Source organism: Bacteroidota bacterium (assembly GCA_017303975.1).
Lineage (GTDB): Bacteria > Bacteroidota > Bacteroidia > JAFLBG01 > JAFLBG01 > JAFLBG01.
On record JAFLBG010000052.1, the window covers coordinates 1 to 20,572 of the forward strand.

The window sequence follows — 20,572 nt, forward strand, 5'->3', positions numbered from 1 at the left end:
TGGAAACATTATCTCCAATGGATAGATTAGTGTGCGGAGATGTAGGTTTTGGGAAAACAGAAGTAGCCATACGTGCTGCATTTAAAGCAGTTAACGACAGCAAACAAGTTGCAGTACTTGTCCCAACTACTATTTTGGCCATGCAACATTACAAAACATTTAAAGAGCGACTAAAAAATTTCCCGTGTAGCATAGACTACATAAATCGTTTTAGAAGTGCAAAAGAGCAAAAAGAGATTTTTAAAAAGTTAGAAGAAGGGAAAATTGATATTCTGATTGGTACTCATAAAATAGTAGGTAAAGATGTTAAGTTTAAGAATTTAGGACTATTAATAATTGACGAAGAACAAAAGTTTGGAGTGTCAGTAAAAGACAAATTGAAAACGTTTAAAACAAATGTTGATACATTAACACTTACGGCCACCCCAATTCCACGCACCTTGCAATTTTCGTTAATGGGTGCAAGAGATTTATCTGTAATTAATACACCACCGGCAAATAGGTATCCAATTCAAACAGTTGTAAGTCCTAATAATGCAGAGATGATTCGAGATGCTATCATGTACGAAGTATCGCGCGGAGGTCAAATCTTTTTTGTTCACAATAGAGTACAAAATATTCAAGAAGTAGCAGGAGTTATTCAAAAACTCTGTCCGGATGTAAAGATTGGTATTGGACATGGACAAATGCCCGGAGATAAATTGGAAGAGATAATGCTCAACTTTGTGGAAGGACAATACGATGTATTGGTAGCAACAACAATCATAGAATCGGGATTAGACATTTCTAACGCAAATACTATTATTATAAATGATGCGCAAAATTTTGGCCTAAGCGATTTACATCAAATGCGCGGACGTGTAGGGCGATCAAACAAAAAAGCATTTTGTTATTTACTAATACCTTCTTTTTCTGTACTTACTGAAGAAGCTCGTAAACGATTAAAGGCGTTGGAGGAATTTTCTGACTTAGGCAGCGGATTTCAGATTGCGATGAGAGATTTAGACATACGTGGTGCTGGCGATTTGCTTGGTGCCGAACAAAGTGGATTTATTACAGAGGTAGGTTATGAAATGTATCAAAAAATATTGGATGAAGCGTTAGAGGAATTAAAAATGGAGAATGAAGAATTTAGGGTGAATGCTGAAGAAAACAAGCATTTAAGTCCAACGCCAATAAATCAATACATAAAAGATTGCCAAATAGAAACAGACATGGAATTATTAATTCCGGATAGCTATGTAAATACAATATCAGAACGCTTATCACTATACAGAACACTTGATAACTGCAAAACAGAGGACGAATTACAAGAATTTGAAAAACAACTAAAAGATAGATTTGGAGATTTACCTAAATCGACTGTAGAATTAATCAATACTATCAGACTAAGATGGATTGCCATTGAAATTGGCTTTGAAAAAATTATTTTGAAGAATACTAAACTGGTTGGCTATTTTATTACCAAACAAGATTCTCCATATTATCAATCCGAGGTTTTTACAAAAGTGCTCGGATTCGTTCAGAAAAATCAGCGATTATGCAAAATGAAAGAAAACAATAATAGGTTGACTCTAACTTTTGAAAATATTAAATCTATAGAAAGTGCTAAATTGGCATTGTTACCCATTATTTCTTAATTTCGGGTGTTGTAAATTTCATTTGCAGTTAGTATAATCCAATTCTCAATATATTTATTTTATGAAAAAAATTATTTTCTCTTTTTTAACAATCGCATTAGTTGCTTGTACCAATAAATCAGACAAACACAATACCACAGAAAATAACAATTCGACTAACGAACAATTTACTCGTTACAAAGAAAATTTTATTCTTCGTATGTGGGAACTTTATCCGGATTGGGCTACAGGAATGGGATTTCACAAATACGATTCTATTTTAGTTGCTCCTACCGAAGAATTTAGAAATAAGGAAATTGCTTTTTGCAAACAAGAATTAGATTCACTTGCTTCTTATGCATTGGAATCACTCGACAATTCTAATAAAACAGATTATTACATTATAAAAAGCCAATTAGAAGGAACCATATTTGGCATAACCGAACTAAAGTCATGGCAATGGAATCCGGCAAACTATAACTTGGGTGATGCATTTATGCAAGTAATGAGTGATAAAGAAAATTCATTGGAAGGCAAGCTAAAGAATGCAACTACAAAAATGGCTCAAATTCCTGCCTTTTATGAAGCAGCTAAAAAGAATATCTATAATCCAACCATTGAGCACACCAATTTAGCCATTCAGCAAATAGCAGGTTCTGCAGAGGTATTTAGTGTTTCCTTAAAAGACTCAATTAACGCGTCTAAATTATCTGAATCGGATAAAAACAACATTAATGAGCAAATAAAAAACACACTTGCCACTATTGATAATTTTGTTGCTTGGCTACAAAAAGATGTTTTACCTACACTAAATGAAAAAACAGCACGCAGCTTTAGGTTAGGAAAAGAATTACATGCTAAAAAATTCCAATACGATATTCAAAGCAGTTACACCTCCGAAGAAATCTATAAAAAAGCACTCGCGCGTAAAACTGAATTACATGCCGAAATGGCCAAGCTGGCAAAACAATTGTGGCCTAAATATTTAAGAGAAAAAGCAATGCCAACTTCCGATTTAGAAATAATAAGAGAAGTAATTGCTCAAATATCTAATAAACATACTACTCCCGACTCTTTTCAAACAACTATAGAAAAACAAATTCCAGAGTTAGTAAAATTCATTAACGAAAAAAACTTACTATACCTAGATCCCTCGAAACCACTAGTAGTTCGCAAAGAGCCGGAATATATGGCTGGTGTGGCAGGAGCATCTGTTTCTTCTCCCGGGCCGTATGATAAAAATGGGAACACTTATTATAATGTGGGTAGTATTGTATCTTGGCCAAAAGATAGAGCAGAAAGTTATTTAAGAGAATACAATCATTATATATTACAAATATTAAATATTCATGAAGCACTGCCCGGACATTATGCGCAATTAATTTATAGTAATAATTCACCAAGCATTATAAAAAGTATTTTGGGAAATGGCTCCATGGTAGAAGGTTGGGCTGTTTATACAGAGCGTATGATGCTAGAAGAAGGATATGGAAATAATGAAGCAGAAATGTGGTTGATGTATTACAAATGGCACATGCGAGCTGCATGCAATACAATTTTAGACTACAGTGTTCACACTCTAAACATGAGCAAAGAAGATGCTTTAAATTTACTTATAAATGAAGCATTTCAAGAAAAAGCAGAAGCAGAAGGCAAATGGAGACGTGCAACATTAACTCAAGTACAGCTTTGCTCCTACTTTACAGGCTACACCGAAATATACGACTTACGAGAAGAAATTAAAAAACAACAAGGCGAAAAATTTAACCTTAAAGAATTTCACGAGAAATTTTTAAGTTATGGAAGTGCCCCGGTAAAGTACATTAGGGAGTTGATGCTTGAAAAAAATAAGTAAAAATAAATCCTTTCCTAAGCATTTTTTTAAGAACACCTTTGTTTTATTATATAGCAAGACTTGAATGATACATTTCCTTTAAGTAGTATAAATCCAATCTTTAAAATAGATTTATTGAAAATATATTTTTTCGTATAAACGCAGGTTGGATAACAAAATAACTAAAGTAAAATGAGACTTCTTTTTCTCTTAGCGATAATATTGTTTTCTGAACAGATTTATTCTCAACGTCTTGATTATCCTAAAACTCATAAAGAAAATGTACTAGATACATTTTTCAACAAGATAGTTATTGATGAGTATCGGTGGCTTGAAAACATAAACGACTCAATTTGCAAAGAATGGGTTGACCAACAGAATATTTTAACCAAAAATGAAATAAAAAAAGCGGCAATTAAACATAATTCCAACTTTTTAATAGATAAGTATGCTTATGTAGACTATGATAATCCAATAAAGCACAAGGATTACTATTTTAAGCTTTCATTCTATGACAATTTCGGAGTTCCGGCTTTATTTGTTCAAAACTCATTTAAAGATGACCCAACTATTTTGGTTGACCCAAATTTTATATCCACAAAAGACAATATTCTGATTGAAGATTATGAAGTATCGCTTAATTCTAAATATTTGGCATACCAATTTAGTAGAAATGGAAGCGATTGGTGCGAAATAAAAGTAGTTAATATAAAAACCGGGATTCACAAAGATGATCATTTAAAAAATGTAAAATTCTCCACTATTGCATGGAAAGATGACGGATTTTATTATTCAAAATACCCTGACAACGGAATCGGTAAAACTCAAGGGCAAGAAGTATTTTATCATCAGCTAGGTACAGAACAGGAGGCAGATAAACTTGTTTTCAAACGTGCCAATAATCCGGATGCATATTTTGAAATATGTACCACTTCTGACGAAAGATTTTTTATCCTAAAAGAAGTCGATGAAAAAAATTCGATAATAAACGTTTACTATATCGACTTCCAATCTAAAACACCTGTACTACAACCCTTAATGATAAAACTTCCAATTAAAGATGACTTATCAATACTTGATAATAATGGAACTGACTTAATTGCATTTACTAGAAGGGATGGAAATAATGGGATGATTATAAAACTTAACCCTACAAATCCAAGAATTTGGAAAACAGTAGTACCGGAATATAGTTCAGCATTATTAATGGAAGTTAAACTATTAGAAGATAAAATAATAACCGTTTACCTATCAAATGGCAAACAGCAAATTGTGTTTTTCGATTACCAAGGAAATGAACTTCAGGTTATACCAATTTCTTTCGGATTTTCCGTAAGTGGATTCAATGGAGAGAAGACAGATAAGGAACTGCTCTTTTCATTCGAAGGATATACTAAACCTAAAATGGTTTACATACTTAATACGCAAAATTTTGAATTAAACCCTTTACGAGAAACTGTTGTCAATTTTGATTTTAAACAATTTAAAGTAAAAGAGTTGGAATACGAATCTTTCGATGGCACCAAAGTACCTTTGTCTATGGTTTATAAAAATGAAATAAACTTAAATGGAAATAATCCAACACTTTTAAAGGCTTATGGCGGATTTGGTGTAATTGAAAAACCTCATTTTGACGAGGGTATTGTACACTTTTTAAATTCAGGAGGTATATTTGCTTTCGCCAATATAAGGGGTGGTGGAGATAAGGGCAAAGTATGGGAAATACAAGGCAGAGGGAAAAACAAACCTAACTCTTTCAAAGATTTTATAGCTGCGGCAGAATATCTTATTAAAGAAGGTTATACAAGTCCTGATAAATTAGCAATTACTGGAGGATCTAACGGAGGTTTAGTAGTTGGTGTTGCAATGACTCAAAGGCCTGAATTATTTAAAGTTGCCGTACCTGTAGTGGGCGTATTTGACATGATTCGATTTGAGAATTTTACAGTTGGAAATGTACATACGGACGAATTTGGAAGTGTTAAAGATTCTGTTGGATTTACTAATCTATACTCTTATAGCCCCTTACATAATATTAAGGATAATGTAAATTATCCAGCAACATTAATCATGACATCAGAATTTGATGACAGAGTACCTCCTTTACATTCCTATAAATTTGCTGCAAAACTTCAAAATAGGCAAGCACAGGAAAATCCTATTCTTTTAAGGGTTGAAAAAGGAGCAGGTCATTCGGGAGCATTTAATAGTTTTAAAAGCCTACTCAAAGAGAAATCAGATATGTATGATTTTATTTTATATCACTTAAAGAAGAACTAACTTTGAATAACTAGAGATACAGGAGAAATTATAGAATGTTCTTATTATAATCGTTAAAATAAAATATACACACACATGAAAAAAAACATATTCGCCTTATTACTATTGTTTGTATGTACGTATAAAACATACGCTCAAGTGCCTTTTTCGAGAGAACAACTAATTGGAACTTGGGAAATTGATTATGGTACAGGCAAAATTTGCGACAACATGAATTTAAAACCTACACAGGGAAAAGGTCGCATAGTAATCACCTTTATAGATTCGCTACAATTCGAACTTTTAATTGAAAAGGTTGCCTCTACCGGTCATTATCAAATAGACCCAGTGCAAGGCGATATTATTTTTATTACCCTAACTACCTCCAATAACAAACCTCCCGGAGAAAGCAGAAACAAAGTGCTTTTTATAGATGAGAAAAAATTAACCTTACTAATTGGTGATTGCGGCACTTTGTACGAACAAAATTTCCACAAGGTAAATTCAAAATACAAAAAGTAAATATTGAAAAATATTTTAAATACTTTTTACTTTCAATTATTTATCGTAATATTGCAATATATAAATATGTTATGGGCACTACCAAAAACGAATATTTTACAGAGAAGCAAAATACAATTACGCAGCTATTAAAGGCTGTAGCACATCCTGCGAGAATTGCAATTGTTGAATATTTACTAAAAGTAGATTCATGTATATGCGGTGATATTGTAAACGAATTACCCTTGGCACAACCTACCATTTCACAACACTTAAAGGAACTAAAAACAGCCGGTATCATTAAAGGAAAAATTGAAGGCAACGCAATTTGCTACTGCATTGATGAAGCAGCAATTCAAAAAATTAAGGACTACTTTATCAGCATTAGCTCTAAACTAGAAAAGAAAAGAGCAAACTGCTGCTGATACTTATAAACAACTAAAAACAAATATTATGACACTAGAACAAGTTAAATCCATTTTACCAAACACAGAAAATCTAATTTTTAAATTGCCTGACGGAGCCTCTGTTCCAGAGCATTTTCATGTAACAGAGATTGGAATGGTAACCAAACATTTTATTGACTGTGGGGGAATTATTCGAACAGAAAAAAAAGTAAATTTTCAGCTTTGGAACGCAAATGATATCGACCATAGACTTAAACCAACAAAGCTCTTGAACATTATAAAACTTTCTGAAGAAAAATTAGGTATTGAAAACGCTGAAATTGAAGTGGAATACCAAGGCAAAACAGTTGAAAAATACAACTTAGATTATAATGGAGCTACTTTTGTACTAACCCCCACCTTTACCGATTGCCTTGCAAAAGACAATTGTGGAATTCCAGCCGAAAAAATAAAACTCAATTTAGTTAATTTGGAAACGCAAAACACTTGCAAACCGGGAGGTAAGTGTTGTTAAAGACAAATGTTTTAAAAATACAAATGTTATCTTATGACTCGAATTGCTCTTTTTAGTGATATTCATGCTAACCTTCCAGCATTGCAAGCATTTTTTAGTGATGTAGACGAAAAAAAAATAGATACAATTTATTGTCTAGGAGATTTAGTTGGCTACAATATTTGGCCCAATGAAGTAATAAATGAAATTAGAAAAAGAAAAATTCCTACAATAGCCGGCAATTATGACTTTGGTGTTGGCAGAAATTCTGATGATTGCGGCTGCGCTTATAAATCAGAAGCAGAAAAAGATATGGGAAACATATCTATATCTTTTACCAATAAACTTATAAAAGCCGAGGAACGACAATTCTTACGAACACTTCCAGCTCATATCCGACTAGAATACCAGTTAAATAACAATTCATTTACAATTTTACTGGTACATGGAAGTCCAAGAAAAATAAACGAATATCTATTTGAAGACCGCGATGAAAAAAGCATGAAACGGATTATGGAATCTTCCAATGCCGACCTGCTATTTTTTGGACACACGCACAAACCTTATCACAGAATTTTTGAATACGAAAAAGATGGCAACTCCGCTTATAGACACGCAATAAACATAGGTTCTGTTGGGAAGCCAAAAGATGGAAACCCTTTGGGGTGTTACGCTATTCTTACACTAAATGAAAAGAGCAATGTATTCGACAAAAATAGTTTTACTATTGAATTTGTACGAATCCCTTACCAAATAGAAGAAGCTGCTAAAGCAATCGAAAACAGTATCCTTCCAAACGAATATGCGGATATGCTTAGAAAAGGCTACTGATAAGAAAATTAAGTTTCGATAGATATATAACAATTTCTGAAATACCGATACATAATCATTATCTTTAGTTAAACCCAATAGAGGCGGAAAAATAGAATTAGCCAGAAATGACAAACGAACACAATGCAATAAAAGCAACCTACTTTAGCATTATAGGAAATACGTGTTTGGCTGTTATAAAAGGAATAGCAGGTTATTTTGGAAATTCGTATGCACTCATTGCAGATGCAATAGAATCTACCACCGATATTTTTTCTTCTCTACTAGTTCTATTTGGACTAAAGTATGCAAGCAAACCTGCCGATAAAAATCATCCGTATGGACATGGACGAATTGAACCCATTATAACATTTTTAGTAGTAGGTTTTTTGGTTGCCTCAGCTTTGTTCATTGCACACGAAAGCATTATAAACATTAACACTCCGCACGAGCTGCCAAAACCATACACGTTATTTGTTTTAGGAGCCATCATAATTTGGAAAGAAATTTCATTCAGATTAGTAATTAAAAAAAGTAAAGAGACTAATAGCTCATCTTTAAAGGCTGATGCGTGGCATCACAGAAGCGATGCTATTACTTCTATCGCAGCATTTATTGGAATATCCGTTGCGCTTATACTAGGCAAAGGATACGAAACCGCTGAAGATTGGGCGGCTCTTTTTGCTTCTGCGTTTATACTTTATAATAGTTACCGTATTTTCCGACCAGCCTTAGGTGAAATAATGGATGAACATTTTTATGATGACTTAATTCATAACATTCGAAATATTGCATTAACTGTAAATGGTATCATTGCAACAGAAAAATGTTTTATACGAAAAGCCGGCATGAAATACCATGTAGATTTACATGCTACCGTTGACGGAACCATTAGTGTAAAAGAAGGGCATCACATTGCTCATGTGCTTAAAGATACCCTCCGTAAAGAGATTCCGGAATTAGGACATGTGCTAATACACATTGAGCCGAATATATAAGAAGTTGAATTTAATTTTTAGCAAGAAAATCAAGTACAGTGTGCTCCCACTCTACTCTATCGTTTACTAAAAATTTACAATGCTCACTTTTTTGAAAATATACTGTTTCTGGGCGTTTATTAAAACTATCTGCTATACGTTCGGTCTCTTCTTTCGAAACCCGTGTATCTAACATTCCATGCATTAGCAATACAGGAGAATTTACACTTTGTGCATACTCAATTGGATTATGGTTAAATGCCCAAAAGCCATCTTTTACGCCACCCCAAAAGGTTAGCATTGCTGCCATAGGGAAAGGAGGAATTTTCAATAATTTAAAGCGAGCAGTAACGGCAGCATACATCTTATCAAAAGGGCTTTCCAATAAAATAGCTTTAGGAGAAATACCATAGTCCTTTATTGCTTTTAGAGTAGCTGCTGCTCCCATCGATTGGGCATAGATATAAATATTTTCCTCTCCGCCTTTCTCTACAAAATCAAATACATCTTTTACATTAATTGCCTCATTGTATCCTATGGTTGTTGAATTACCGGAAGAACCACCTGCTCCATAAAAATCAACTAAAAAAACAGTATACCCCTTTTTATAAAAAAATTCTGCATGATTTTTTAAATATGATTTGCAGGTACCATAGCCATGAAATAAAATCATAGTTCCTTTAGTACTATCGTTTGTGGCTTTCCAGCACTCTAGCTGATAATTGTTACTATTTACGATTATAGTTTTATAAGGTACAGAAAGTGTGCTATCGTTGGATGATTTACAAAGAGTCATACCCGATAATGCCATCTTCAGTTTTTGTGAAGTACTCAACTTATCAAGCGCTATTTTAATGTTCTTACAATTTTCGTAGGTTGTAGAGCTTACCGAATGACGGTATGCAACAATATTCAGAAAAATAAACAAAACAAGTAGGGTGTAAAGTGTGTATTTGGCAACCTTTTTCAATGGAATTCTATTTTATATTTTACATTCTTTCAGGCATTTCTATACCTAACAAAAGCATTGATTTTCTTATTATCTCAGCAACTTTATTTGACAAACAAAGCCTAAACGATTTGCTATTTGCATTCTCCTCTTTTAAAATAGAACACTCGTGGTAAAACTGATTAAATACTTTTGCGAGTTCATACGTGTAATTTGCAATGTGTGAAGGGTCGTATTTCTTAGCAGCTTCTTTAATTACAATAGGATACTCATACATTAATTTTATAAGTTCTTTCTCTTTTAAATGAAGAGAAGATATATTATCCAAAGAAAACACAGCACCTTGTTCGTTAGCTTTACGCAGTATTGACTGAATTCGTGTAAATGTATATTGAATAAAAGGCCCCGTATGTCCATTAAAATCAATTGATTCCTGAGGATTGAACAATAAACGCTTTTTAGGATCAACCTTTAGCAAGAAAAATTTAAGCGCACCCAAACCAATTTGCTTATATAATTTTTCTGCTTCTTCTTTTGTAAAACCATCTATCTTGCCCAATTGCTCGGTTGTTTCTTTAGCAGTTACAACCATTTCATCAACTATATCATCTGCATCCACCACCGTACCTTCACGAGATTTCATTTTGCCCGATGGCAAATCAACCATTCCATATGACAAATGATAACACTCCTCCGCCCATTTATATCCTAATTTTTTTAGAATTAAAAACAAAACTTTAAAATGATAATCTTGCTCATTTCCTACGGTATAAATAAGCTTGGTTAGTGCAGGAAACTCTTTAAAACGCTCAATTGCAGTTCCTATATCCTGCGTAATATAAACAGACGTGCCATCTGAACGTAAAATAACTTTTTCGTCTAACCCATCATTTGTTAAATCTATACGAACCGAGCCATCTTCTTTTTTATAAAATACACCTTTTATAAGCCCTTCATCTACAATTTTTTTACCTAATAAATACGTATTCGACTCATAATAAATTTTATCGAAATTAACGCCTAATTTATTGTATGTTTCATTAAATCCTTTGTAAACCCAGCTATTCATTGTTTCCCAAAGAGTTTTAACTTCGGTGTCTCCCAACTCCCATTTGCGCAGCATCTCCTGCACCTCTTGCATTAAGAGAGATTGCTTTTCCGCACTATCTTTTGCTACACCTTTAGTAACAAGCTCTTCAACTTCCTTTTTATAGTGCTTATCAAACTCTACATAATATTTTCCCACCAGCTTATCACCTTTTAGGCCTGATGATTCGGGAGTTTCTCCATTTCCCCATCGTTGCCATGCCAACATCGACTTGCAAATATGAACTCCTCTATCATTTATTAAATTGCTCTTAATAACATTATTACCGGCTGCTTTTAAAATTTCAGCTACAGAATATCCAAGTAAATTGTTCCGAATATGCCCTAAATGCAAAGGCTTATTCGTATTTGGGGAAGAATATTCCACCATAACCGTTGGAGATTGTGGTGTTGCAATAACATGCCCAAACGAAGCCTCGGCATACACTTTTGCCAAATAACTAAGCCAATACGAATCTTTAATTACAAGGTTAAGAAAGCCCTTTACCACGTTAAACGAACGCACTTCCGTGCAATTAGAAAGCAAGTAATTGCCAATATCCGTAGCCGTTAGTTCTGGTGTTTTTTTCGACACTTTCAGAAATGGGAAAACTACCAATGTGGTGTCTCCTTCAAATTCCTTATTGGTATGCTGAAAAGAAATTGTTTCGCTGCTTACTTCTGCGCTGTATAGTTCATGTATGGCCTTTACAACATGCTGTTTTACTATTTGCTCTAACATATATTTAATCCTCTCCTAGTAAAAATCGTTGGTTAGTTGATTGGTTGCTTTTTGTAAAATTTCAAAAGCATTTTCGGCCATTAAATTATCTTTATCGAGTGTAGGGTTTATTTCAACCATTTCGAAGCAACATATTTTTCTACTACGCATCAAATAAAATATCAAACTACCTGCTTCTTTCTCTGTAATTCCATTAGGCACAGGCGTTCCAGTTCCTTTAGATATACTAGAATCCATGCTATCTACATCGAAAGAAACATAAATTAGATCGCATTTATCTAAATAATTCAAGGCTTCTATTGCAATACGCTCAACACCTTTTTTACGAATTTCCGATACCGGAAAATTTTTTACAGCATTCTTTTTAATCAAAAATTCCTCTTGTGATTCAAAATCACGAACAGCAATAAAAACTAAATCGGGATATTCTATCTTCGGGCAAATACCTCCTAATTTTTTAGCCTTTTCCCAATACTCTATAGTTTCTTCAATTGGATTATTAAGACGCTGTTCCTGATTATCTTCACCTAAAACCATGCATAACGGCATTCCGTGCATGTTACCCGAAGGAGTTGTGTAAGGAGAATGCATATCTGCATGAGCATCAATCCAAATAACACCAAGTCGCTTATCTGGATTAGCCATTTTGATACCGGAAATGGTTCCTGCGGCAGAGCTATGATCTCCAGCTAGTATGATTGGGAAAGCCTTATTTACAGTCATTGTCTTTTCAACTTCTTTGGCAACCCTTTCTAACACAGTATAAACACCTTTAATACGCTTTGCATAATAGTTTACAACCGGTTCGAACAACAACTTATTCTCGTTTGGAATCTCTACAGGCTTGTAACGCTTAAAATAAAGGCTTCCAAAGTCCAATGCCGCTACCTTTATAGCGTCAGGCCCCATACTGGCACCATTTGTACCAGCTCCAATTTCCGATTTTACTTCTATCAACTTTATATTTCTCATACCCTACTAATTAATTAAAATTTAATATTAATTATCAATCCAAGTTACTTACATTTGCAAAAAAAAGTAAAAGCAAGTACGTTACATCAACTCATTATTCCCATGAAAACAACATATAACGACCTCATTAATCAAACTTTCAATTTCCCTCAAGAGGGATTTCACACAGTAGATAATGAACTCTATTTTAATGATATTCCTTTGATGGATATTATTAAGCAATATGGAACACCACTTAAAATTACCTATCTCCCAAAGATAAGCTCCCAAATCCAAAAAGCCAAAAAGCTATTCAATGTGGCTATGGCTAAAGCCGATTACAAGGGTACATATAATTATTGTTATTGCACAAAAAGCTCTCATTTTTCGTTTGTTTTGGAGCAAGCCCTTAAAAATGAGATAAATATAGAAACGTCATCTGCATTCGACATTCCAATTTTAAAAGAACTTTATAAAGAAAAAAAGATTTCGAAAGATATGTTTATCGTTTGTAATGGCTATAAACGACCATTATACAAGCAATACATTGCCGAACTTATTAACGAGGGCTTTACAAACGTAATTCCTGTATTAGACCACAAAACAGAAATAGATTATTACAAAAAACACGTTAAGGGAAAGTGTAAATTAGGTATCCGTATTGCTTCTGAAGAAGAACCTAGCTTTGATTTTTATACAAGCAGATTGGGTATTAGATACAAGGATATTGCCTCTTATTACAAAGAAACAATACAAAACAATCCGAAGTTCGAGCTTAAAATGCTCCATTTCTTTATCAATACCGGAATAAAAGATACTATTTACTACTGGTCGGAGCTTGCTAAATGTTTGAATGTATATGCAGAATTAAAAAAAATATGTCCTACACTAGATTCGCTTAATATTGGAGGTGGATTGCCCATAAAAACATCTTTAGGTTTTGAATACAATTACGAATATATGATTGAAGAAATTGTATCTCAAATAAAAACATTTTGCACCCAAAATAAGGTAAAAGAACCTAATATTTTTACCGAATTTGGTTCGTTTACAGTTGGCGAAAGCGGAGCTGCTCTTTATTCCATCATTGATATAAAGCAACAAAACGATCGTGAATTTTGGTATATGATTGATAGTTCTTTCATAACCACATTGCCAGACACTTGGGGAATAAACCAACGATTTATTTTATTGGCAGTAAACAAATGGGATAAACCGCACCACAGAGTAAATTTAGGAGGTTTAACTTGCGATAGCTTAGATTATTACAACAGGGAAGCGCACACCAACGAGGTGTACTTACCTCAAATAAATATGGAAGAAGACGAACCGTTATATGTTGGCTTTTTTCATACTGGCGCCTATCAAGAATCTCTTGCAGGTTATGGAGGAATTCAACATTGCCTTGTTCCAGCCCCAAAACATGTTTTAATTGACAGAACTGAGGATGGAGAGCTTGTTACAAAACTCTTTGCAAAGGAACAAAGCTATAAATCGATGCTGAAAACGCTAGGGTATTAATAATTGGCTGCCTTAATTTGGCAAAAACCTCAATTACTTTATTTTCAATTAAACTGTAATTAGACAGTATATGCTATAGCTTATACCACTATTACCACTTAGCACCGGGAAAGGAACGCTGCAAATATTGCATTTCTGCTAAAATGTGTCCCATGTATTCACTGTGCTTGCCTTCTTTCCCACCCCGTTGCATAAAGGTGTTTTCCGGAAGTGTAAGATTAGATTTTACGAATGTTTCTTTAACTAAATTATCCCATTTTGACTTGAAGCCCATTAAATTGACCGCAACACCTTCTTTTATCAACAATTCATCTATTGCATTCATCTCAAAAAGCTCTCCAGTAAATCGATACAAAGCATTGATAGCATTTTGCGTTCGAGTATTACTTTCTTTTGTGCCATCGCCTAGCCTTTCTATCCAAGAAGAAGAATGCCTAATGTGGTAACTAATTTCTTTGTTTGATTTTGCTGCAATTGCAGCAATTGTAATATCCTTACTTGCTGCTAACTCCTGAAAAAAATACAAATTAAAAGCATCAACAAAAAATTGTCTCACCATTACATGCGCAAAATCTATATTAGGCTGCTCCACTAATAGTGTATTGTAAAACTCTCGTTCGGTTCTTAAAAAAGCTAAATCATCTTCTGTCCTGCCCTTTCCCTCTACCTGTGCTGCATAAGTATACAAGGCATTGGATTGGCCAATTAAATCTAACGCAATATTACTAGTAGCAATATCTTGTTCCAAAAATGGACCATGCCCACAAAGCTCAGATAATCGTTGCCCCAAAAGCATATTATTATCTGCTATTCGAAGAATGTAGTTATATAAAGCCTCCTGTTTTGTCATTCAAAATTCGAGTTAATAAGTAAATCAATTAAAAAATTCTAGCCCATTAAAATAGAAGTCGCAATTACATATGTGTAATTCCGGACGGCAGCACATAAAATGTAGGATGCCTGTACACCTTATCGTTAGAAGGTTCAAAGAACGAACCAATATCTTCCGGAGAAGAAGCTACAATACAATTAGCCGGAACAACCCACAAATTGGTTCCTTCATTTCTTCGAGAATACACATCTCGTGCATTTTGCAAAGCCATTTCCTTATCATGTGCGTGAACGCTTCCACAATGTTTGTGCGGCTGACCGGGTTTAGTTTGCATAAAAACTTCCCAAAGTGGGCCTTGATTATTATTCGTTGCCATTGATTGATTTCTTTTAGTTAGTAGTAGAATAATTAAGCTGCCATTGGCGTTTTTTCTTTTTTTGCTGCGTGTGCAGCTGCTGCCTCTCTTACCCAAGCACCATCTTCATGCGCTTTAATACGAGCATCTAGTCGTTCTTTATTACACGGACCATTTCCATTAATTACATTGTAAAACTCTGTCCAATCTATTTCAGAAAAATCGTATCCCTTTTTTCCCTCATTCCATTTTAAATTTTTATCCGGAATTGTAAGTCCAATAAGCTCTGCTTGAGGCACTGTTTGATTTACAAAACGTTGACGCAATTGATCGTTTGTTTCTCTTTTTATTTTCCATTTAATTGCATTTGCCGAATTTGGCGATTCTGCATCAGGCGGACCAAACATCATTAAACTTGGCCACCACCATCTATTTAGCGCATCCTGAGCCATTTCTTTTTGCTCTTTTGTGCCTCTTGTCAATGTTACAATTGACTCGTACCCCTGGCGCTGATGAAAACTTTCTTCCTTACAAATTCTAACCATAGCACGAGAATACGGACCATAAGAAGTTCTTTGCAACATAACTTGATTCATAATAGCTGCACCATCAACCAACCAACCAACTGCACCTATATCTGCCCATGTTAATGTTGGGTAGTTGAATATACTACTGTATTTAGCCTTTCCAGTGTGTAACTGCTCCAATAGCTCATCACGAGATATATTTAGTGTTTCCGCTGCACTGTATAAGTAAAGTCCATGTCCGCCTTCATCTTGAACCTTAGCCAATAGCACCATCTTTCTGCGCAAACTTGGAGCACGAGTAATCCAATTGCCCTCTGGCAGCATTCCAACTACTTCGGAATGTGCGTGTTGAGAAATCTGTCTTATTAAATGCTTTCTGTAATTATCCGGCATCCAATCTTTAGGTTCTATATTTTCATTTCTAGCTAACTTAGCATCAAAATTTTGCTCCAATTGATTAGTCGTAACCATGAGTAGGTTGTTTTTTAGTATTTAAACAAATATAACGAATAGTAAGAGGTTATAAAAATGATTTTAATCAATAAAACAGTTCAATTTAAATAAGGTTCTTTCGATGAAATAGGTAAGCAGGAAAGGAGAAAGAGCTACTTACTTATATACCTAAACGAAAAGTAAATTACAGTTTTCATACCAACCCAAAATAAATTACATTTGAATTACTATTTATGACGTACAAACACTCCTTTTTTTTTCTTTCAACTATAGTTGCCACTTTATTTATAGGCTGTAAAAAAGATGTTGTTATTTCAAGTAAAAAAGTGCAGTATGAAGTAATCGTACTTCCTAACAACGAAGTTTCTATATTATATAATTCCGATTACAACACCGATAATAAATCAGAAAAAGAAATAACTGTAACAAACACAAATGGCAGCCAACTTACCGGAAATACTTGGTTTGCAACGCATATTCAAAATGGTGCGGAGGAATATTACATCAAAGTAAAATACACCAACTATTCAAATCCAACCAATTTAAGTTATGGTGTATTTGTTTATGTAAATGATACACTGCGAGATTATGTTATAAAAAACTCATACGTGCCCGAAATAGAGATAAAGGGATATGTGCAGTAAATTATTTTTTTTAATTAGCACTTACTTTGCAAAAAAATATAAAACTCCGATACAGGTTGCCAAACTCAGCAACATATAAGCCACTGCAAGAAAAAAATTTCCGGATTTCAAAATAGTTAGTAGCTCAAAGCTAAAAGTTGAAAAAGTACTTAATCCTCCGCAAACACCTACAATTACAAAATTTCTGTAATTGCCATATTGCTCATTTTTAGGAAGAAAAAAATATAGAAATAAGCCTACTAGCAAACAACTTAAAACATTCGAAAAAAATGTATGTATTGGAAACGAAAACGTCCCTAGTTTTTCTACTAGTTTTCCAATTAAATATCTAATAGCACTCCCCAAACCACCTCCAACAAATACATATAACAACTGATTCATTCTACTTGATTGCCTTAAATTTATTGATGGTAGCCAAAACGTCATCGGCTCCAAAAACAGCATTCCCAGCAACTAACACATCTGCACCAGCGCTTATAAGATTTTGCGCATTAGATAAATCCACGCCTCCATCTACTTCTATCAATGCTTTGGAGTTTTTTCTTGTTAGTAATTCTTTCAACTCAGATATTTTTGAATAGGTGTTATCTATGAATTTTTGTCCGCCAAAACCTGGATTAACACTCATCACCAAAACCAAATCAACTTCAGTAACAATATCAGCCAATAATTGAACGGAAGTATGTGGATTAATAGCAACTCCTGCCTTTACACCTATTTTTTTTATCTCAGAAATAGTTCTGTGTAAATGTGTACAAGCTTCATAATGCACGGTTATTTGAGCAGCTCCAACTTCGGCAAACTGGGTAAGATAAGCATCGCAATTAGCTATCATTAAATGCACGTCCAATGGCTTTTTAGCAATGGGCTTAATCGACTTTAAAACAGGGAACCCGAAGGATATATTGGGAACAAAAACACCATCCATTACATCTACATGTATCCAATCTGCATTGCTTTTGTTTAATAATTCAATGTCATTGCCAAGTTGAGCAAAATTGGCAGAAAGAATAGATGGAGCTAATAACATAGTAAAATCTTATTTATCTAAAGATAAAAAAAGAGGAGCTAATGCTCCTCTTTTTTTTAATAAACTAAAAACAATATTATCCCAAATATGCTTTTAACATTTTGCTTCGTGTGGTATGCTTTAATCTACGAATTGCTTTTTCTTTTATCTGACGAACACGCTCTCTAGTCAAGTCAAATCGCTCTCCAATTTCCTCCAATGTCATAGCTTGCCCTCCACTTAACCCAAAATATAATTTAACCACATCCGATTCTCTGGAAGTAAGTGTAGTTAGAGCTCTATCAATCTCTTTTCGCAACGAATCTTTTACCAGTTCTTTATCCGGACTAGGATGTTCATTGCTTTCCATAACATCATACATGTTGCTTGAGCTCTCATCGCCCGATAATAAAGGAGCATCCATAGAAACATGACGACCGGTATTTTTCATCGACTCTTTTACATCGTTCTCGGTCATTTCGCAAATTTTTGCAATCTCATCAATACTCGGCTCTCGTTCAAAAACCTGCTCTAGTTGCGAAAATGCTTTGTTTATTTTATTAATTGATCCGATTTTATTTAAAGGCAAACGCACAATTCTAGACTGTTCTGCCAAAGCTTGCAATATAGATTGGCGAATCCACCATACTGCATAAGATATAAATTTAAAACCTCTTGTTTCATCAAAACGTTGTGCCGCTTTTATCAAACCTAAGTTTCCTTCGTTAATTAAATCGGGCAAACTCAATCCTTGATTTTGGTATTGTTTAGAAACAGAAACAACAAAACGTAAGTTAGCTTTGGTTAATTTTTCCAACGCAGCTTGATCGCCTTTTTTAATTCTACGAGCCAACTCAACCTCTTGATCGGCTGTAATTAAGTCTACTTGGGCAATTTCTTGTAGGTATTTATCAAGCGATGCAGTTTCACGATTAGTAATCTGCTTGGTAATTTTAAGTTGTCTCATATTCTTTGCTTAGGTTATATTAGTAAAACGTTAGTACACTTATTTTGTTGTATTTAAAATCAAAAAGTTTTAACTCGAATACAATAAACTGATAATCAAAAGAAAAGCAGGAAATTATGTATTGTCTAAATAACTCTTAATTCTAAAATTCATCGTAAATTTACCCCCAAAATATCCCCATGACAAGTGGCAAAATCAAAAATGTTGTTAAATGTTGAAAAGATATCTGAATTAGTTGGTCATAAGGCATCCATTTATGAACTAAACAATGCTGCCCAACCGAACATAATATACTCAGGGTCAATCGATAAACAGATAATCCAATGGGATTTATCTACATTCCAACCAACTAATTTTTATATTAACTTACCCGAAACTATTTATTCTATTGTCCACGATATCGAAAGAAAAACCATTTATGTTGGTTCGCAATCAGGAAAAATTTACTTTATAGATTTAACTGCTAAAAAAGAGTTCAAAGTTCTATTTCATCATTCTCAAGCCATATTTTCCCTTAAACAGATAAAAGATAAACTAATTGCGGCATCGGCAGACGGAAGTATATCGGTTGTTAATCTAAATACTTATACCCTTACTTACAAAAAAGTAATGTGCGTAGAAAAAGTACGTGCAATAGACTACAAAAACCAACTACTTGCCATTGCTTGCGGAGATGGCTCCATTCGTATTTTGGATTCTGAAACATTAACCGAAATACAAACAATATCTGCCCACCAGCTATCTTGCAATGCAGTAAAATTCCATCCTAATAGCAGATATTTAGTATCTGGCGGTAGAGATGCGCACCTCCGAATTTGGGATATTAACAGCAATTTTAGCCTTGTAAAAGAAATTGCTGCTCATAATTTTGCTATTTATTCGATAGATTTTTCGAACAATGCAACTCTTTTTGCAACTGCCAGTAGAGACAAGACAGTTAAACTTTGGAATGCTGAAACATTCGACATTTTAATACGAATAAATAAAGAAAAACTAGATGGCCATACAAACTCCGTAAATAAAGTATTGTGGAGTAGCTTTAACAATTACCTTATTTCTGCAGGTGATGATAAAAAAATAATGATTTGGAAAGTTTCGAATTGAGTTACTTTTCTATCAATTTTGTATATTACCAATTATGTCTAGAGGGTCTATCACAAAAAGAATATTAAAACTTTTTATTCCAAGAAGCAGACTTCATAAGTCAAACAATTATAGCGTTGCAAAAGAATTGTTTGAGTTAAAAGTTTCTGCAACACATTTAGTTAAAGATAGCTTCCTTCTAATTACTGGAATTATATTTGCAGGATTTGGTTTAGAAAGTTTTTTACTCCCTAACTCTTTTATTGATGGCGGTGTAACGGGCATCTCACTTTTAACTGCCAAAATATCAAACTACCCACTTCCGTTACTAATAATCTTAATAAATATTCCTTTTATAATTCTAGGATATACTCAAATAGGAAAACCTTTTGCCATAAAAAGTATATTGGCAATTACAGGATTAGCTCTCGCAATTTCATTTATCCCATATCCCGTAATTACATCCGATAAATTACTGGTAGCAGTTTTTGGAGGTTTTTTTCTTGGCATGGGAATTGGCTTTGCTGTAAGAGGCGGGGGTGTTCTAGACGGA

At 33.9% G+C, this 20,572-nt stretch carries 21 protein-coding genes; 12 read left to right on the top strand and 9 right to left on the bottom strand.

Annotation, left to right across the window (positions count from 1 at the left end; genetic code table 11):
* The 8 genes from J0M08_13450 to J0M08_13485 form a co-directional block, all read left to right on the top strand.
* The coding region (locus J0M08_13450) for a DEAD/DEAH box helicase (GenBank protein ID MBN8704068.1) at positions 1 to 1,640 on the top strand (1,640 nt) is incomplete at its 5' end.
* A 61-nt stretch (positions 1,641 to 1,701) separates the two neighbouring features.
* Positions 1,702 to 3,474 (top strand): DUF885 domain-containing protein, encoded by a 1,773-nt coding sequence (locus tag J0M08_13455; protein MBN8704069.1) that lies wholly within the window; start codon positions 1,702 to 1,704, stop codon positions 3,472 to 3,474.
* 171 nt (positions 3,475 to 3,645) lie between these two features.
* A complete protein-coding gene (locus tag J0M08_13460) occupies positions 3,646 to 5,733 on the top strand; it encodes a S9 family peptidase (GenBank protein ID MBN8704070.1) in 2,088 nt (695 codons plus the stop codon).
* A 75-nt stretch (positions 5,734 to 5,808) separates the two neighbouring features.
* Positions 5,809 to 6,234, top strand: a complete 426-nt coding sequence (locus J0M08_13465; protein ID MBN8704071.1) for a hypothetical protein — start codon at positions 5,809 to 5,811, stop codon at positions 6,232 to 6,234.
* Positions 6,235 to 6,305: 71 nt separating this feature from the next.
* Complete coding sequence (locus J0M08_13470; GenBank protein ID MBN8704072.1) at positions 6,306 to 6,638, top strand: winged helix-turn-helix transcriptional regulator; 333 nt, start codon at positions 6,306 to 6,308, stop codon at positions 6,636 to 6,638.
* 28 nt (positions 6,639 to 6,666) lie between these two features.
* The gene (locus tag J0M08_13475; protein ID MBN8704073.1) at positions 6,667 to 7,134 is read left to right on the top strand and encodes a hypothetical protein; all 468 of its coding nucleotides are present in this window, start codon (positions 6,667 to 6,669) and stop codon (positions 7,132 to 7,134) included.
* 33 nt (positions 7,135 to 7,167) lie between these two features.
* Positions 7,168 to 7,944 (top strand): metallophosphoesterase family protein, encoded by a 777-nt coding sequence (locus J0M08_13480; protein MBN8704074.1) that lies wholly within the window; start codon positions 7,168 to 7,170, stop codon positions 7,942 to 7,944.
* A 107-nt stretch (positions 7,945 to 8,051) separates the two neighbouring features.
* The gene (locus J0M08_13485) at positions 8,052 to 8,921 is read left to right on the top strand and encodes a cation transporter (GenBank protein MBN8704075.1); all 870 of its coding nucleotides are present in this window, start codon (positions 8,052 to 8,054) and stop codon (positions 8,919 to 8,921) included.
* A gap of 10 nt (positions 8,922 to 8,931) precedes the next feature.
* Here J0M08_13485 and J0M08_13490 read toward each other — a convergent pair whose 3' ends face one another.
* From J0M08_13490 to J0M08_13500, 3 genes are read right to left on the bottom strand one after another with little or no spacing between them, the layout of a single operon-like run.
* Positions 8,932 to 9,870, bottom strand: a complete 939-nt coding sequence (locus J0M08_13490) for an alpha/beta hydrolase (GenBank protein ID MBN8704076.1) — start codon at positions 9,868 to 9,870, stop codon at positions 8,932 to 8,934.
* Positions 9,871 to 9,889: 19 nt separating this feature from the next.
* The gene (locus tag J0M08_13495; protein ID MBN8704077.1) at positions 9,890 to 11,677 is read right to left on the bottom strand and encodes an arginine--tRNA ligase; all 1,788 of its coding nucleotides are present in this window, start codon (positions 11,675 to 11,677) and stop codon (positions 9,890 to 9,892) included.
* A gap of 15 nt (positions 11,678 to 11,692) precedes the next feature.
* Positions 11,693 to 12,649, bottom strand: coding sequence for an arginase (locus tag J0M08_13500; protein MBN8704078.1), 957 nt, complete (start codon positions 12,647 to 12,649; stop codon positions 11,693 to 11,695).
* Positions 12,650 to 12,751: 102 nt separating this feature from the next.
* Here J0M08_13500 and J0M08_13505 point away from each other — a divergent pair, with 102 nt between their 5' ends.
* Positions 12,752 to 14,149, top strand: coding sequence for an arginine decarboxylase (locus tag J0M08_13505; protein ID MBN8704079.1), 1,398 nt, complete (start codon positions 12,752 to 12,754; stop codon positions 14,147 to 14,149).
* A 91-nt stretch (positions 14,150 to 14,240) separates the two neighbouring features.
* Here J0M08_13505 and paaC read toward each other — a convergent pair whose 3' ends face one another.
* The 3 genes from paaC to paaA all read right to left on the bottom strand — a co-directional run bounded on the left by paaC (position 14,241) and on the right by paaA (position 16,334).
* On the bottom strand, positions 14,241 to 14,999 hold the full coding sequence (gene paaC, locus J0M08_13510; protein ID MBN8704080.1) for a phenylacetate-CoA oxygenase subunit PaaC: 759 nt from the start codon (positions 14,997 to 14,999) through the stop codon (positions 14,241 to 14,243).
* 64 nt (positions 15,000 to 15,063) lie between these two features.
* Complete coding sequence (paaB, locus tag J0M08_13515) at positions 15,064 to 15,357, bottom strand: 1,2-phenylacetyl-CoA epoxidase subunit B (protein ID MBN8704081.1); 294 nt, start codon at positions 15,355 to 15,357, stop codon at positions 15,064 to 15,066.
* Between the two features lie 32 nt (positions 15,358 to 15,389).
* A complete protein-coding gene (gene paaA / locus J0M08_13520; GenBank protein MBN8704082.1) occupies positions 15,390 to 16,334 on the bottom strand; it encodes a 1,2-phenylacetyl-CoA epoxidase subunit A in 945 nt (314 codons plus the stop codon).
* A gap of 215 nt (positions 16,335 to 16,549) precedes the next feature.
* On the opposite strand from paaA, the gene J0M08_13525 reads away from it, so the two are divergent.
* On the top strand, positions 16,550 to 16,960 hold the full coding sequence (locus tag J0M08_13525) for a hypothetical protein (GenBank protein MBN8704083.1): 411 nt from the start codon (positions 16,550 to 16,552) through the stop codon (positions 16,958 to 16,960).
* Between the two features lie 21 nt (positions 16,961 to 16,981).
* On the opposite strand, the gene J0M08_13530 is transcribed toward J0M08_13525, so the two are convergent.
* From J0M08_13530 to J0M08_13540, 3 genes are all read right to left on the bottom strand, one after another.
* Positions 16,982 to 17,341 carry a CrcB family protein gene (locus J0M08_13530; GenBank protein MBN8704084.1) on the bottom strand — a complete coding sequence of 120 codons (360 nt, stop codon included), beginning with the start codon at positions 17,339 to 17,341 and terminating at the stop codon, positions 16,982 to 16,984.
* A gap of 1 nt (position 17,342) precedes the next feature.
* Complete coding sequence (locus tag J0M08_13535) at positions 17,343 to 17,990, bottom strand: ribulose-phosphate 3-epimerase (GenBank protein MBN8704085.1); 648 nt, start codon at positions 17,988 to 17,990, stop codon at positions 17,343 to 17,345.
* Between the two features lie 76 nt (positions 17,991 to 18,066).
* Entirely contained in the window at positions 18,067 to 18,936 is an 870-nt protein-coding gene (locus J0M08_13540; protein ID MBN8704086.1) for a sigma-70 family RNA polymerase sigma factor, read from the bottom strand.
* A 186-nt stretch (positions 18,937 to 19,122) separates the two neighbouring features.
* On the opposite strand from J0M08_13540, the gene J0M08_13545 reads away from it, so the two are divergent.
* Both J0M08_13545 and J0M08_13550 read left to right on the top strand, forming a co-directional pair.
* Positions 19,123 to 20,040, top strand: coding sequence for a WD40 repeat domain-containing protein (locus tag J0M08_13545; protein ID MBN8704087.1), 918 nt, complete (start codon positions 19,123 to 19,125; stop codon positions 20,038 to 20,040).
* Positions 20,041 to 20,074: 34 nt separating this feature from the next.
* Positions 20,075 to 20,572: YitT family protein (locus J0M08_13550; GenBank protein ID MBN8704088.1), on the top strand; the 498-nt coding region annotated here is incomplete at its 3' end.

What these genes read in the sequence shown, in the direction of transcription:
- J0M08_13465 (MBN8704071.1), top strand. Translation starts at nt 5,809, where the DNA reads ATGAAAAAAAACATATTCGCCTTATTACTATTGTTTGTATGTACGTAT.
- paaB (MBN8704081.1), bottom strand. Translation starts at nt 15,357, where the DNA reads ATGGCAACGAATAATAATCAAGGCCCACTTTGGGAAGTTTTTATGCAA.
- J0M08_13460 (MBN8704070.1), top strand. Translation starts at nt 3,646, where the DNA reads ATGAGACTTCTTTTTCTCTTAGCGATAATATTGTTTTCTGAACAGATT.
- J0M08_13475 (MBN8704073.1), top strand. Translation starts at nt 6,667, where the DNA reads ATGACACTAGAACAAGTTAAATCCATTTTACCAAACACAGAAAATCTA.
- J0M08_13500 (MBN8704078.1), bottom strand. Translation starts at nt 12,649, where the DNA reads ATGAGAAATATAAAGTTGATAGAAGTAAAATCGGAAATTGGAGCTGGT.
- J0M08_13485 (MBN8704075.1), top strand. Translation starts at nt 8,052, where the DNA reads ATGACAAACGAACACAATGCAATAAAAGCAACCTACTTTAGCATTATA.
- J0M08_13525 (MBN8704083.1), top strand. Translation starts at nt 16,550, where the DNA reads ATGACGTACAAACACTCCTTTTTTTTTCTTTCAACTATAGTTGCCACT.
- J0M08_13530 (MBN8704084.1), bottom strand. Translation starts at nt 17,341, where the DNA reads ATGAATCAGTTGTTATATGTATTTGTTGGAGGTGGTTTGGGGAGTGCT.
- J0M08_13540 (MBN8704086.1), bottom strand. Translation starts at nt 18,936, where the DNA reads ATGAGACAACTTAAAATTACCAAGCAGATTACTAATCGTGAAACTGCA.
- J0M08_13535 (MBN8704085.1), bottom strand. Translation starts at nt 17,990, where the DNA reads ATGTTATTAGCTCCATCTATTCTTTCTGCCAATTTTGCTCAACTTGGC.
- J0M08_13480 (MBN8704074.1), top strand. Translation starts at nt 7,168, where the DNA reads ATGACTCGAATTGCTCTTTTTAGTGATATTCATGCTAACCTTCCAGCA.
- paaA (MBN8704082.1), bottom strand. Translation starts at nt 16,334, where the DNA reads ATGGTTACGACTAATCAATTGGAGCAAAATTTTGATGCTAAGTTAGCT.
- J0M08_13455 (MBN8704069.1), top strand. Translation starts at nt 1,702, where the DNA reads ATGAAAAAAATTATTTTCTCTTTTTTAACAATCGCATTAGTTGCTTGT.
- J0M08_13470 (MBN8704072.1), top strand. Translation starts at nt 6,306, where the DNA reads ATGGGCACTACCAAAAACGAATATTTTACAGAGAAGCAAAATACAATT.
- paaC (MBN8704080.1), bottom strand. Translation starts at nt 14,999, where the DNA reads ATGACAAAACAGGAGGCTTTATATAACTACATTCTTCGAATAGCAGAT.
- J0M08_13495 (MBN8704077.1), bottom strand. Translation starts at nt 11,677, where the DNA reads ATGTTAGAGCAAATAGTAAAACAGCATGTTGTAAAGGCCATACATGAA.
- J0M08_13505 (MBN8704079.1), top strand. Translation starts at nt 12,752, where the DNA reads ATGAAAACAACATATAACGACCTCATTAATCAAACTTTCAATTTCCCT.